We start from the raw sequence: 13,653 nt of genomic DNA on the forward strand, positions 1-13,653 counted from the left end.
GCGCGGGGCGCAGGGGTACGCCGACCGGCGGTAGGGTCGTCGGCGTGGATCTGGAGAAGACCGCAGCCCTGCTCGGGGTGCCCGTCGAGGCTGTCGAGCGGGTGCACCGGCTGGCCGGCGACCGGCCCTCGGCCCCGCTGCCCGCCAAGGCCGACGCGCCGGCGATCCTCGACCGGCTCGCGGTGCCGCCGGACGACGCCGTCGAGATCATGGCGGGGTGGCCGGAACGCGACTTACCACTGTGGACGCCGGAGCTGCGCTGGCTGCTCGACCGTTCGATCGCGCTGGTCCGCGCGGATCTCGGCGGGTACGGCTGGCTGCCACCCGGGCCGGAGCTGCCGCTCGACCGTGGCCCCGCCTGGCGGCATCTCTACGTGTACGCGTACCTCGCGCTGGTCGAGATCGTGCGGGGCTACCACCGCGACCACGGCGTTCCCGACGCCGTCTCCTGGGCGACGCTCGCCGACCTGGGTCGTAACCTCGCCGTCGACCGGCGGATGCGCGGCGAGGGCTGGCCGGTCATGCAGAGCTGGTTGACGCTGCACGTGCGCGGCGCCGTCTACGAGTTGGGCCGGTTGCAGCACCATCGCGGCGACGGCGCCATCGGCCTGCACATCCCCGACGCGGGGCCGCTGACCCCGGAGGCGGTCTCGGCGTCGCTCGACGAGGCCCGGGTCTTCTTCCCGCGTCACTTCCCCGACGAGCACTACACGGCGTTCTCCTGCGGCTCGTGGCTGCTCGACCCCCAGTTGCGGGAGTACCTGCCCGACGACTCGAACATCATCCGGTTCCAGCGACGGTTCGAGCTGGAGTCCTACGAGGAGCCGGAGGGCTTGGACGCGGACGTCGAGGTGCTGCGATTCGTCTTCCGGACGCTGACCACACCGCTGGACGAGTTGCCGCGCCGCACCGCCCTGCAACGGGCGATCGTCGACCACCTGTCGGCTGGCCGGCACTGGCAGTGGCGTCAGGGCCGCTTCCCGATCGACGCGACGCATCGGCCGTACCTACCCTGATCCGGTGCTAGCCGCCGAAGCCCCGAAGATCACGGACTGGATGCAGGCGTGGGGGAGCCTGGCCGGGTTGGTCATGTCGACCTTCGCCGTCGTCTTCACCGGTCTGCTGTTCCGTCACGAGACCCGGGTCCGTCGGGACGAGCAGGAGAGCCGCGAGGCGGCGCAGGCGCGCCTGGTCATCCCGGTACTGACCCGCGATGACGATGAGAGCGACGGCGTCGTGGTCCGGCGCGACCCGACCGAGGCGACGGTGACCCTCGTCAACCACAGCGCCGCGCCCATCTTCGATGTCCATGTCGACGTCGCCTGGCAGGAGTCGTTCCGCTGGCCCGGACGTCGCCGAGAGATGCAGGGCACCGTGATCGCGAACGGGGGCAGACGCTTCGCCGTGGTGGAGAAGTCCGAGGCGGTGCGCTTCGAGTTGACCGGCACTGCCGCGTACCTGGGGCAGGCGAGGATCCGCTTCACCGACGCGGCCGGGCTGGTGTGGCAGCGAACGGGTCTGGGGTCGCCGGTCCGCTACACCCCGCCGGAGAGCACTCTGGGCAGGGCGTTCCGGTTGCTGCCCTGGGTGCTCCTGGTGATCTACGTGGTGCTTCCCGCGATCGTCATAGCCGCCGTCTTCGCCGTGGTGCGGCTCTGGCCGTAGCCGGTGATTGTCCCGCAGCCGCGCCGAAAAAACATGATCTAGGCACGGGTGAAACATCATGATCTTATCTGCATCATGATCCGTAACACCGCTCGAATCCTCGATTAACCGTCGAGGGCTTAGGTGGGGGAGCGCTCCCATGCGGGTCGCGGTCACTGAAGAAGCTCCACACAGGAGCAATCGAAGGGAGTCTCGTGTCCACACGCACGAGCGGGAAAAATCTGCGAAGACTGGCGATACCGACGCTGGTCGCAGCGATGCTCGCCGGCACAACCGGCGTCGCGGGATCAGCGTCGGCAGCGCCGGGCGACCGGTCGGCCAGCGGCGGCGCCGGCTACTTCACCAAGGGATCGGACCGGCGCACCACGCTGACCGACGGCGCCGATCGTCGCGCCGACGCCGACGGGACCAGCCCGAAGACCGCCGTGGACGCCAACGGCTCGGGCGTCTACGTCGTCGAGCTGGCCGAGGCGCCGCTGACCACGTACGTCGGTGGGACGTCCGGGCTCGCGCGGACCCGCCCCACGCCGGGCGCCCGACTGGACGTGACGTCGGCGCCGTCGCAGGCGTACCGCCGGCACCTCGACGCGCAGCGATCCGCCGTCGCGGGCGCGGCCGGCGTCCAGGTCAAGGCCGCCTACACCGCCGCCTTCAACGGGTTCTCGGCGACGCTGACCGCCAAGCAGGCGACCGCGCTGCGGGCCGACAAGCGCGTCCGCGCCGTCACCGCCGCGCGGGCGCTGGGCACCCGATCGGCGATGCCGCTCGCGGCCGCCCCGAGCGCCCCCGCCGCCGGTACGCCGACCTCCTCCGCGGCCGCCGCGTCCACGACGGACGCCGCCGCGAAGCCGGTCAAGCCGGCCAAGCCGGTCAAGCCCGGCCCGGCCACCGGAGCGGGCATGGTCGTCGGCGTCCTGGACACCGGCATCTGGCCGGAGAGCGCGTCGTTCGCCAAGAAGATGCCGGCGCCCAAGACCTGGCACGGCACCTGCCAGACCGGCGTGGCCTTCGTGGCCGAGCACTGCAACGGCAAGATCGTCGGTGCCCGGTACTTCGCCGACACCTGGCTCGCCGGCGGTGGCTCCGTACCCGAGGGTGAGTTCCTGTCGCCCCGCGACGCGGCCGGGCACGGCACCCACACCGCGTCCACGGCCGCCGGTCTGCCGGTGCGGGACGTCACCATCGACGGCCGCTCCTTCGGTGCCGTCTCCGGTGTCGCGCCGGACGCCCAGATCGCTGTCTACAAGGTGCTCTGGGGCGGGATGGGCTACGACGCCGACATCATCGCCGGCATCGACGCGGCCGTCTCCGACGGTGTGCAGGTCCTGAACTTCTCCATCGGCAGCGACCTCGGCGACTGGGAGGCCAACACCCCCATCGGTGTCGCCTTCCTCAACGCCACGCTGTCCGGCGTCTTCGTGGCGGCGTCGGCGGGCAACACCGGCATCGTGAGCGGGGCCATCAGCAACGCGGCGCCCTGGGTCACCACGGTGGGCGCGGCGGTGACCAACGCCAACGAGGCGACGGTCAAGCTGGGCGACGGCACCAAGCTGGTCGGCGGCTCACTGGACGCCCTGCCCGGCGATGCCTCGCGGCCGATGGTCTTCGGCGACCAGGCCGGCTCACTGGAGCAGGGTTCGGCGTACTGCGAACCCGGCAGCCTGGACGCGGCCAAGATCAAGGGCAAGGTGGTCGCCTGCGCGCTGTCGTCCCCCTTCTACTCCGCGCTGGAGGTGAAGGAGAAGGGCGGGGCCGGGATGGTCGTGTTCGTCCCGGAAGGCAACTACCGGGTCAACTCCGTCTACAACTTCCCGGTGGTCTACCTGAACACCGAGAAGCAGGCCGGCACGCTGTTCAACTACCTGATGCGCCACCCCACCGACGCCAGGGTGTCGCTGCGCAACGGTGGCGACGGCTCCAGCGTCCCGGGGATCCCGAGCGTGGCGGACTTCTCCTCCACCGGCCCGGACAAGGTGACCCTCGGCGTCTTCAAGCCGGACCTGGTCGCGCCGGGGACGGACATCATCGCCGCGGTCTCACCGGCGGGTAACTTCGGTCGGGACTACGACGCGTACTCCGGAACCTCGATGGCCTCGCCGTACGTGGCCGGCGCGGCGGCGATCCTGCGCGCCACGCACCCGACCTGGTCGCCGGGGACCGTCGCCTCGGCCCTGCGGACCACCGCCACCGACACCCGGGGCACCAGCAACCCGCTGGACCAGGGCAGCGGTTTCATCAACCTGACCGGAGCCAAGGACCCGGGCCTGGTCATCGAGCCGACCGCGGCCGACCTGGTCGAGTTCAGCGAGACGGCCCAGCCCGACGGCAAGGAACTCAACCTGCCGGCCATCTCGCTGCGCGAGTACGACGGCACCCACCCGGTGACCATCAAGCGCACCCTGACCAACGTGGGTACGACGCGGGAGACCTACCGGTCGTCGGTGTCCGGCCTGCCCAGCATGACGGTAACGGTGTCGCCCGCGTCGGTGACGCTCGCGCCCGGCAAGTCCGCGACGGTGTCCATCACGCTGCGCCGGGGCAGCGCCCCCTGGGACCGGTACGTCACCGGGTCGATCACCTGGCGCGGCAAGGTCCACAGTGCCCGCATCCCCGTCGCCGCCCGCCCGTGGGGCATCACCCCCCGGCCGTACGCTGACGACGGCGAGGAGTTCGGCCGGATGACCAGCGGCTCGTTCGGCTACGCCCAGCCGGGCTTCACCGGCCCGCTCACCGGTCGCAGCACCGGCTACACGCCGATGCGCCGGGACTCGTACTCGATGCCGGCCGGCGTGTACGGCGGCGTGTTCGACCCGAGCGCGTCCGGCGTGAAGAAGGTCGACTTCACGGTGCCGGCGAACACCGCCGGCATCATCGTCGAGGCCAACACCGAGGATCCGAACACGAACCTCGACCTGTACCTGTACAAGGGCGACAAGCTCGTCTACAGCAGTGACAGGTACTGGACCAGCGCGGAGCAGGCGTACAAGTTCCTGCCCGAGCCGGGGCGCTACACGGCCTACGTGTTCGCGCAGGTGCCCGGTGGCCCGGTCGTGGACTTCCAGTTGAGCCACGCCATCATCGGTCGCAACGCCACCTACGCGCCGGCCACGCTGACGTTGCCGTCGACGACCGAGCGCGGCATGAGCCTCAACTTCACGTTGAAGCCCAACCGGCCGCTGCCCGAGGGCGACTTCTGGGCGTACACCGAGTACCGCACCAACGGCACGGTCGTCCCCGGCAACCTCGTCTACACCCAGCAGAGCGCCTGGGAGGAGTAGCCGTACCGGAATCGTGGGGCGGCGCTGTCGTGCGCCGCCCCACTGTTCTCGCTAGCGCTGCCAGGCGTCGATCGTGCGCACGCCCTTGCGCATGGTCTGGTCCAGGATGGCGGGATTGCCGCTGCTGCCCTCCCAGCCCTGGTCGTCGAAGACCGTCACGACCCCGTCGACCCGGGCCACGGCGATCTGGCTGGACCCCTCGCCGCCGGTGCGCTCGCCGTTCAGGTTCGTGGCGGCCCAGGCGCGGGTCACGAGCAACGCCTCGTCCCCGACACCGGGCACTGCCCTGCTCTCGACCGTGACCGGGTCGTCGCCCTGGTCGAAGGATGGGCAGGCCTTCACCGCATCGCTCAGACGGCGCAGGTAGTCCGTGGCGCCGTCGCCCGCGAAGGTGAAGATGGTCTGGTGGATCATGCCCTGCGGCGTGTTGCTGTCGGGCTCGCCGGCCTTCTTGTACGTCACCGTCATGGCCGCGCTCGCGGTGACCTGCCGGCCCCCGGTGCCGAACTCGTTGCCGCACAGCTTGGGCAGCGCCTCGGCGACCGGCGTCGAACGTCGGGGTGACTTCCGCAGCTCAGACGGTAGCTCCACGAAGGCCGACGTCGGGATGGTCGTCGGCGCGCTGGCGCTCCCGGACGGCGGGTCGGTCGGACTCGCCGGGGCCGACGTCGTCGACGCGCTCGACGGTGTCGCGTCGGATCCCTCCTCGGCAGCCGTGCAGGCGGTGCTCAGCGCGACGGTGCCCACCAACGGCAGGATCAGCCCGAGCATCCGGGGCGCTCGGACGGTCGGCGGCAGTGCGGATCGGCTCATGGTTCCCCCCCTCACGTCGACCTGAGCAGTTCCCCGCCAGCGGCGACCGGAAACGATCAATGCCGCCGTGGCGACCGGGGTCGAGCGGCCGCGTCGCGGGACCGGATGCGTCTACGCGGCGGCCGGGATGACGGCCTCGATGAGGTGCGGTCCGTCGTGGGCCAGCGCTCGGGAAAGCTGTTCCGCGAGTTGCTCGGCGGTGGTGACACGACTGGCCGGCATGCCGAAGGCGTTCGCCAGACCCACGAAGTCGATCTGTGGGTTGGCCAGGTCGAACAGCGGATTTCCGTCCGGGTTGGTGTGACCCGGACGATTGCTGAAGTACTCCCACTCCTGGCGCAGAATCGCGTACGCGCGGTTGTTGAGGACGACGTTGGTGATGTTCAACCCCTCGCGTACCTGCGTCCACAGCGCGGTGACGGTGTACATGACGCAGCCGTCCGCCACCAGCGCCAGTACCGGCCGGTCGGGTGCCGCGACCGCGGCGCCGACGGCGAGGGGCAGGCCGTCACCCATCGCTCCGCCGGTCTGCATCAGCACGTCGTGGCGGGGAGCGCCAGCGGTGGCGGCAGCCAGGGCGGTGCCGGAGCTGACACTCTCGTCGATGACGATGGCGCGTTCCGGCAGCAACGCCGCGACGACGTCCGTCCAGTTCCGCAGGGTGAGGTTCCCGGTCGGCAGCGCCGGTCGACGCGGTTCGGTCACCGGGGTGGTTGCGTCCGGGGCCACCAGGTCGGCGAGTCGGTCGAGCGCGCCGACGGCGTCCTGGCCAACCTCGGCCAGGACGTGCGTCTGCGCTCCCTCGGGTACGAGCAGGCTCGGTTGATCGGAGTAGGCGAAGAAGGAGACGGGTGCCTTGGTGCCCGCGACGATGACGTGCCGTATCCCGTGCAGTTGGTCGAGCACCTGATCCGGATAGAAGCCGAGCCGGGGAAACATGGGCAGGCCGGCCCCACGCTCGACCCGGTTGGAGTACAACTCTTGGAACACCCGCGCGCCCGTCGACGCCGCGATACGGCCGGCGGCCAACAGACCCGACTCCCGCAGCACGGTCCCGCCGATGATCAGGGCGGTGGACTCCCCGGCGCGAAGGACCTCCGCGATCCGCGTGAGCACGTCCTGGCTGACGGCCGGCGTCGCGCGGGGCGGCATCGGCGGTGCGGCCGTGCCTCCGTCCGACCACGACACGTCCGCCGGCATGATGACGGTGGCGATCTGACCGGGTGGCTCCAGGACGGCGGCGAGCGTGGCCGCGCCGTCGGGGCCGGCCCCGGCCGCGTCCTCGGGTCGGCGAACCGGCCCTTGCAGCCATCCGCCCAGGGCGGCGATGTCCGAGTTCAACGGAGGATCGAAGGCGGTGTGGAACGTCGCGTGGTCGCCGACGATGTTGACCACCGGCGAGTTGGCGCGTCGGCTGTTGTGCAGATTCGTGAGCCCGTACGCGAGTCCGGGCCCGAGATGCAGCAGGGTCGCCGCCGGCTTGCCCGCGATACGGGCGTAGCCGTCCGCCGCGCCGGTGACGACGCCCTCGAAGAGTGCGAGCACTCCGCGCAGTTCGGGAACCGACTCCAGCGCCCCGACCAGGTGCAGCTCGGTGGTGCCGGGGTTCGTGAAGAGCACCTCCACCCCGGCGTCGGCCAGCGTCCGCAGCAGTGCTTCCGCGCCGTTCACACCCACCACCTCACCGACGGCTGAACCAACAATGATCCGATCCTAAGGGTGCATTTCGGACTAAAGTGGTGACGCTCGTGAAATAGCTCGACGGGGATCGGGGATCGGGGAACGCGGGATGAAGCCGGGCTACACCGAACGCACCTACCAGGCCCGACGCCTGGACGTCGGTGTCGATCGACCGTTCGAGGAGTTCCGGCGGCAGTACGAGCAGGCGGTCCCGCGCTACGACGACGCGGCGTTCGACGCCCTGGTTGCCCGCGACGCCCCCTGGGACGACGTGCTCGCCCTGATGCGCGAGCGTGCGCCCCACGACTTCCTCATCTACTGGAGCAGTGGCGAGCTGCGACCGATGATGGGCCTCGCGGGTGACGCCGGCAACGCTGTCGAGTACCTGATGGGCAACCACACCATCGCCGAGAAGATGTACCGGCACGACCCCACCGCCATGCTGTACGCGCCGTTGCGCACGATGATCGGCGATCTGCCCGACGGCGGGGTGCGGTTCGTGATCGAGCAGCCCAGTCGCACGTTCGGGTCGTTCGACGTGGAGGCGATCCACGAGGTCGGCCTGCAGCTCGACCGCGAGGTCGCCGCCCTCCTGGCACATCTCGAGCTACCCGTGCCAGCGTCCCTGTCGAACTAGCGCGCGGGTTCGTCAGGGCCGGATCGCTTCGATGACGATCACGGTGATGTTGTCGTGTCCACCCTCGTCGATCGCCAGGGCCACGAGTTGTTCGGCGATGTCCCCGGGGTCGGCGTCGGAGTCGAGCGCGGCCCGTATCCGTTCGTACGGCACGTACGAACTCAGTCCATCAGAGCACAACAGGACTCGGTCGCCGGGCTGAAGCTGGAGAGGCCTCAGGTCGGCCGACCGGCCGTCGGCCCGTCCGTCGAGGAAGCGGGCTAGCCTCCCGGGGAGGTTGGGCACCTCCTCGGCGTCGGCGACGAGGTGTTCGTAGGTGTGATCCTCGCTGATCTGCACCAGGGCGTTGTCGCGGGGGCGCTTGCGTCGGATCAGGTAGGCACGAGAGTCCCCAACGTTTGCCACGACCGCATCACTGCCGGCATGCAGCAGAGCGACGAACGTGGTGCCCATCCCGGCCAGATTCGGGTTCTCGCGGACCTTCCTTCGTAACTCGTCGCTCGCGTCGTTGATGGCCCGTCCCAAGGAGTGAGCAAGATCCTCAGGATCCACCAGGCGGTCGTACGCCTTCACGGCAGCGATGACTGTGCTACTCGCGATGTCACCGGCGACATGGCCGCCGAGGCCGTCTGCAACCACGTACAGCCACTGTCCTTGGCTGTGGGAGTCCTCGTTTCGTCTGCGGACGAGGCCCTGGTGCGTCCGGCTGGCCGCCGCGAGAGTGAGGGCCACGGTCATGACCCGCTCCTCGGCTCGCCGTCAGGCCACGGCTCCTTTGCGTTCGCGTCGCGGTGCAGGACGTGGACCGTCTCGACTCGGTCGCTCGCCACGACGTACTCGGTCACCTCGACCGGCTTCTGGTCGCCCCCGGAGGTGCCGACCCGCACGATCTCCAGTACGGGCAGGTTGGTGGGGATCTCCAGAAGAGCTGCCTCGTCTCTGCTGGGCATCCGGGCGCGGTGAATCTCCATCCAACTGATCGGCCAGTGGCCGGCCTTTTCGATGTGGTGCAGCCACTCGCCCGCCGCCGGGCTCGCGTCCAGGTTGGCCACGATGTCGGCGACGCGTGGGTGAATCCACGAGATGTTGATTTGGAACGGGGCCTCGGACGCTGGCCCGGTAACCCGGAACCGGCGCAGCACTTCGGTGCCGGGCTCCACTCCCAGAAGCTTGGCGACGCGGGGGTCGTCCAGTCGGGCCGGCAGGTTGACGGCCTTGCCGTGGCTGACCCACACCTCCTGGCTGCTTGCCGAAGGGAATGAGTATCCGGTTGCCTGCTCGTTGCGCTTGACCAGATCGCCGCGGGGTCGACGTGGACGTATCGTGCCGTATCGAACGGCGATGCCCCGCCCCTGGACGGCCCACACGTAGCCTTCGGTCTCCAGCAGGGCGATGGCCCTCCCGACTGTGTCGCGGTTGGCGTCGTACTCGGCCGCGAGATCGTTGAGGGTCGGAAGCCGGGCACCCGGTGCCCATTCTCCGGCTTCGATCCGTTCGCGGATCGTGGACGCGATGTTCAGGTAGCGCGAGTGCACCGGCACGTCAACGCCCTTCCCGGTTGTCCATAGACAAGCCTTGACTCTGGGTCAGATTGTCCCCAGACTATCCCCAGGGATTGTCCCAAGACAATTGGTCTCGATGAGGCCGAGGTCGGGTCGGCCGTCGCGACCGGCGCGCGGGGAGCCCTCAGGAGGAGGATGTCCATGACGAGAAATTGTGGCGATCCAGAAGCGTCGCCCGCGAGCAGTCCACCGATGCTGGAAAGCCCGACGGTTGTCGTGGCGGAAGTGCCGCAGGTCTTCGTTCTCATCAGGGATGAGAAGGTTGTCGGCTACCTCTTCGACCTTCCCTCGGGTGCGGTCGCCATCCTGGATGGTGCGCGGGAGATCTTCCGGTCGGACTCCCTGGACGACTTCGCCAGGTTCTTCGGCCCCTTGCTGGATCTCGACATCGCCAAGGTCAGGCAGGACCGCTAGACGTGCGGTCTCTGGCGGTCCGGGACGTGGCCGGTGGCGGGCGGGTTGACCCGCCCGCCACCGATTCCCATCAGGTGACCGTGACGGTCAGGTTGAGTGAGCGGGTCTCCCCGCCGGTGTAGGTGATCGTCACGCGGGCGGTGAAGGTGCCCTTTCGCGGATAGCTGTGACTTGTCGACCGCAGCGTCGCGCCGTGCGCCACCGCGCTGTTGTCGCCGAAGTCCCACGCGTAGTCGGTGATGCTCTGCCCGGACGGCGCGGTCGCGGTGGCGGTCAACGTGGTGGTCAACGGCGCGGCGCCGCCGGTCGGGTTGGCCGCGATCGTCAGGCTTCCGCCCGGCTCCTGCTTGACGCCGGCGCCGTTGAACCGCATCCAGTCCAGCGACATCAGGTCCGGCGTGCCGCCGACCTGCGCGGTGTTGACGAACTTCGTGTACAGGGTGGTGGTGCCGGCCGGTTTGTTGGTGAGCGTGACCGTGGGGGACACCAGGTTGTCCCATCCGCCGGTGGAGCCGATGGTGGCCGTACCGATCAGCGTGCCGGTGGGTGAACCGGTTCGCAGCTCGATGGTGCCGCCGAGTCCGCCATTGGTGACCCCGAGCGTGACCGAGCCGATGTTGCGCAGGTCCACCGGCCCGTACGCCGCCCAGTCGTTGTGGTCGACGTCGCCGAGCCGCTTGCCGGCGCGGGCGGTGGTCCGGTCGTTGACGATCAGGCCGGACTGGGCGCTGAAGTGCTCGGCCTCCCTGCTCTTGGGCTGCAGCTGGATCCGGGTCGAGCCGGTCAGCGCCGGCACGCCGGCCGCGCCACCGTCGGTGTACTGCGCGGTGATCAGGGTGTAGAGGTTCTGTCCCGGCCCGTGCCCGTCACCGGCGTCCGCCTCGGTGGCCAGCAGCCCGGAGCAGCCGGTGTAGACGTCCAGTGGGTGGGCGTGCGTGTCGTGCCCGAGCTGCGTCTGGACGGTCACCTTCGCGCAGTCGATGGTGGTGTCCTCCGGGTCGGTGACCGTCACCGTGTACGGGATCTTGTCGCCGAAGTCGAAGAAGCCGCCGTCGGGCACGGTGATGGTGACCGTCGGCCGGGTGTTGCCGACCACCACGTCGGTGACGGCGGTGGCGGTCAGACCGTTGCCGCTGTTGCGGACGGTCAGCCGGGCGGTGAATTTCCCGGCAGCCGAGTAGGTGAAGCTCGGGTTGGCGGCGGTGGAGTCGGTGGTGCCGTCGTTGGTGAAGTCCCAGGCGTAGCTGAGGGCGGTGCCGTCGCCGGCCGTCGCGCCGGCCGAGGAGAAGCTGACCGTGAGCGGCGTACGCCCGGTGTCCGGACTGGCGGTGATCTTCGCGGTCGGTGGTCGGCCGTTCGCCACGTAGTCGATCCGGTAGATGCCCGCGCCGGCGTTGCTGCCGCCGCGACCGCTGCCGGTGCCCTCGCCGAAGTCGATGACGTAGAGCGAGCCGTCCGGGCCGAACTCCGCCTCGAAGGGCTGGATCCAGCTCATGTTCTCGAAGATCCCGTTGATCGACTGGAGGTCACCGACGGCCGTGGGGGCGAAACGTGAGTTGCTGAAGGTCTGCGCCGTCCGGTGGATCGAGAGCGTCTTGAACCACCTGCGGGTGAACTCGTACGTGATCCACTTGCCGTCGAAGTACTCCGGGAACTTGGTGGTACGGGTGTTCGCCGGGTCGAAGTCGTAGACCGGCCCGCTCATCGGGCCGCCACCGCCGGTGCCCACCTCGGGGAACTGGGCGGAGGCGGAGTACGCGTACCAGACCAGCGCCGGCTTCGCCGCTGGCAGGGTGGTCAGGCCGGTGTTGTTGGGGGAGTTGTTCACCGGCGCGGCGCAGGTGAACTTCGCCCCGGAGGTGCTGGTGGCGAAGTTGTAGTCGTTGAACGGGATGTTGTTGCCCACGCAGTACGGCCAGCCGAAGTTGCCGGCGGCGGTGATGCGGTTGAACTCGACGGTCCCCTCCGGTCCACGGTTCGCGTCCGCGGCGCGGGCGTCCGGGCCGTAGTCACCGACGAGCACCGCGTTCGTTCCCGGCTCGATGGTGATCCGGAACGGGTTGCGCATGCCCATCGCGTAAATCTCCGGTCGGGTCCGCGCGGTGCCGGCGGGGAAAAGGTTGCCGCTGGGCACGGTGTACGTACCGTCGGCCTGCGGGGTGATCCGCAGGATCTTGCCGCGCAGGTCGTTGGTGTTGCCGGCGGTGCCCTGGGCGTCCCAGGCGGCCCGCCCGGACTGCTCGTCGATCGGGGTGTAACCGCTGGACGCGAAGGGGTCGGTGTTGTCGCCGATCGCGGCGTACAGGCGACCGGCCGCGTCCATGGCCAGCGATCCGCCCATGTGCGAGTTGGCCCGACCCACGCCCCGGTACGTCGGGACGGTCAGCAGCCGCTTCTCCGAGGAGAGCGCGACGCTGTTGTTCGCCACCGTGAACCGGGACAGGTTGAGCTGTTTGAGGGTCTTGTCCGACCAGAGCAGGTAGACCCAGCCGTTGCTGGCGAAGTCGCGGTCCAGGGTCATCCCGAGCAGGCCGTCGGACTGGTCGGTCATCGCCGAGGTGTACGCGAGGTCGAGCAGCGTGGTGACCTGGAGCGTGTCCGAGTCGACCACCTTGAGCGCGCCGGTGCGCTGGATGTAGTAGACCCTGCGGTCGGGAGCGACGGCCAGCTCGAACGGGTCGGCCAGGTTCTCGGTGACCAGCCCGACGCGTTCGAACGTGCCGGTCCTGCTGGCCGAGCAGTCGCCGGCGACCGCGCCCGCGGCCCACTCGATGCCGTAGCGCAGGTGCTCCAGGAACGTGGCGCTGCTGAACTGGGAGCTGGCGTGCCCACCGGCGGTGAACCAGGACCGGCCGCCGTCGTAGCGCTGACACCAGGAGTACGCGTGGTCGACGCCCTCGTCCAGGCCGCTGATCCCGTCACGCACCTTGATCTGCGCGAGGGTGTGCACGTTGCCGGTCGGGTTGGTCCGCCAGTTGTACCACTCCTCGCTCTGCTCCCACAGCTCCGGCAGGTTGCGGGTGGAGGGGTGGGCGCGGTCGAGGACCTTCACCCGCCCGGGGTACGTGCCGCCGGTGGCCGAGAAGTCCGGGTGGTAGTCGAAGATGGTGCCGACCAGGCCCTCGTACCAGGACCAGTCCCGTTCGCTGGCCGAGGCGGCGTGCAGGCCGGCCCAGCCGCCGCCGTTGCGGATGAACGTCTGCAACGCCGCGCGCTGGCTGCCGTTGAGCAGGTCGCCCGAGGCGGGGGTGGAGTTGGTGTTGTTGAAGACCAGGGCGTCGAAGGTGGCGAGGTTGGCGTCGGTGAAGGCGCCCGCGTCGGTGGTGGCGACGACCTCGAAGTTGTGGGTGGCGCCGAGCTGCTGGATCGCGGCCACGCCGGCCGGGATCGAGTCGTGGTAGAAGTTGGTGATCTTCGAGAAGACCAGCACCCGGAAGCGCGGGGCGGCCTCGGCGGGCAGGGCGGTGGTGGTGCTCAGGACGGTGGCGACGGTGAGCAGGGCGAGGCAGATCGCGCGCAGGTGTTTGGGCATGGGGGCGCTCCCTGTCGGACGGTGAGGGTCGGAAAGCGCTTTCTCGATGCCCGCATCACGGTACTGACAGCC

At 69.7% G+C, this 13,653-nt stretch carries 10 protein-coding genes; 5 read left to right on the plus strand and 5 right to left on the minus strand.

The window, feature by feature from the left end:
* Positions 1-44: 44 nt before the first annotated feature.
* From AB0I89_RS00730 to AB0I89_RS00740, 3 genes are all read left to right on the plus strand, one after another.
* Positions 45-1,016 (plus strand): acyltransferase domain-containing protein, encoded by a 972-nt coding sequence (locus AB0I89_RS00730; protein ID WP_357117925.1) that lies wholly within the window; start codon positions 45-47, stop codon positions 1,014-1,016.
* A 4-nt stretch (positions 1,017-1,020) separates the two neighbouring features.
* Complete coding sequence (locus tag AB0I89_RS00735; protein WP_357117928.1) at positions 1,021-1,665, plus strand: hypothetical protein; 645 nt, start codon at positions 1,021-1,023, stop codon at positions 1,663-1,665.
* 257 nt (positions 1,666-1,922) lie between these two features.
* The gene (locus AB0I89_RS00740; RefSeq protein WP_357117931.1) at positions 1,923-4,943 is read left to right on the plus strand and encodes a S8 family serine peptidase; all 3,021 of its coding nucleotides are present in this window, start codon (positions 1,923-1,925) and stop codon (positions 4,941-4,943) included.
* Positions 4,944-4,994: 51 nt separating this feature from the next.
* Here AB0I89_RS00740 and AB0I89_RS00745 read toward each other — a convergent pair whose 3' ends face one another.
* Together AB0I89_RS00745 and AB0I89_RS00750 are read right to left on the minus strand one after the other, a co-directional pair.
* Positions 4,995-5,756: a hypothetical protein gene (locus AB0I89_RS00745; protein ID WP_357117934.1), complete on the minus strand. Its 762-nt coding sequence runs from the start codon at positions 5,754-5,756 to the stop codon at positions 4,995-4,997.
* A 111-nt stretch (positions 5,757-5,867) separates the two neighbouring features.
* Complete coding sequence (locus AB0I89_RS00750) at positions 5,868-7,427, minus strand: acetolactate synthase large subunit (protein WP_357117937.1); 1,560 nt, start codon at positions 7,425-7,427, stop codon at positions 5,868-5,870.
* A gap of 118 nt (positions 7,428-7,545) precedes the next feature.
* Between AB0I89_RS00750 and AB0I89_RS00755 the strand changes: the two genes are divergently transcribed.
* Positions 7,546-8,073: a hypothetical protein gene (locus AB0I89_RS00755; RefSeq protein WP_357117940.1), complete on the plus strand. Its 528-nt coding sequence runs from the start codon at positions 7,546-7,548 to the stop codon at positions 8,071-8,073.
* 12 nt (positions 8,074-8,085) lie between these two features.
* Here the strand turns inward: AB0I89_RS00755 and AB0I89_RS00760 are convergent, their stop codons facing one another.
* Together AB0I89_RS00760 and AB0I89_RS00765 are read right to left on the minus strand one after the other, a co-directional pair.
* Entirely contained in the window at positions 8,086-8,811 is a 726-nt protein-coding gene (locus AB0I89_RS00760; protein ID WP_357117943.1) for a protein phosphatase 2C domain-containing protein, read from the minus strand.
* Positions 8,808-9,614 (minus strand): GntR family transcriptional regulator, encoded by an 807-nt coding sequence (locus AB0I89_RS00765; protein ID WP_357117946.1) that lies wholly within the window; start codon positions 9,612-9,614, stop codon positions 8,808-8,810. The genes AB0I89_RS00760 and AB0I89_RS00765 overlap by 4 nt, the downstream gene beginning before the upstream one ends.
* 213 nt (positions 9,615-9,827) lie before the next feature.
* Between AB0I89_RS00765 and AB0I89_RS00770 the strand changes: the two genes are divergently transcribed.
* Positions 9,828-10,049 carry a hypothetical protein gene (locus tag AB0I89_RS00770; RefSeq protein ID WP_357117949.1) on the plus strand — a complete coding sequence of 74 codons (222 nt, stop codon included), beginning with the start codon at positions 9,828-9,830 and terminating at the stop codon, positions 10,047-10,049.
* Between the two features lie 70 nt (positions 10,050-10,119).
* Here the strand turns inward: AB0I89_RS00770 and AB0I89_RS00775 are convergent, their stop codons facing one another.
* The gene (locus AB0I89_RS00775) at positions 10,120-13,581 is read right to left on the minus strand and encodes a ThuA domain-containing protein (RefSeq protein ID WP_357117952.1); all 3,462 of its coding nucleotides are present in this window, start codon (positions 13,579-13,581) and stop codon (positions 10,120-10,122) included.
* Between the last annotated feature and the right edge of the window lie 72 nt (positions 13,582-13,653).

Origin of the sequence: Micromonospora sp. NPDC049801 (assembly GCF_040656575.1) — a bacterium.
In the GTDB taxonomy this organism is placed as follows: Bacteria; Actinomycetota; Actinomycetes; order Mycobacteriales; family Micromonosporaceae; genus Micromonospora.

Excerpts from the sequence above, each read along its gene's own strand:
- AB0I89_RS00740 (WP_357117931.1), top strand. The coding sequence starts at position 1,923 with ATGCTCGCCGGCACAACCGGCGTCGCGGGATCAGCGTCGGCAGCGCCG.
- AB0I89_RS00745 (WP_357117934.1), bottom strand. The coding sequence starts at position 5,756 with ATGAGCCGATCCGCACTGCCGCCGACCGTCCGAGCGCCCCGGATGCTC.
- AB0I89_RS00755 (WP_357117940.1), top strand. The coding sequence starts at position 7,546 with ATGAAGCCGGGCTACACCGAACGCACCTACCAGGCCCGACGCCTGGAC.
- AB0I89_RS00760 (WP_357117943.1), bottom strand. The coding sequence starts at position 8,811 with ATGACCGTGGCCCTCACTCTCGCGGCGGCCAGCCGGACGCACCAGGGC.
- AB0I89_RS00770 (WP_357117949.1), top strand. The coding sequence starts at position 9,828 with ATGCTGGAAAGCCCGACGGTTGTCGTGGCGGAAGTGCCGCAGGTCTTC.
- AB0I89_RS00775 (WP_357117952.1), bottom strand. The coding sequence starts at position 13,581 with ATGCCCAAACACCTGCGCGCGATCTGCCTCGCCCTGCTCACCGTCGCC.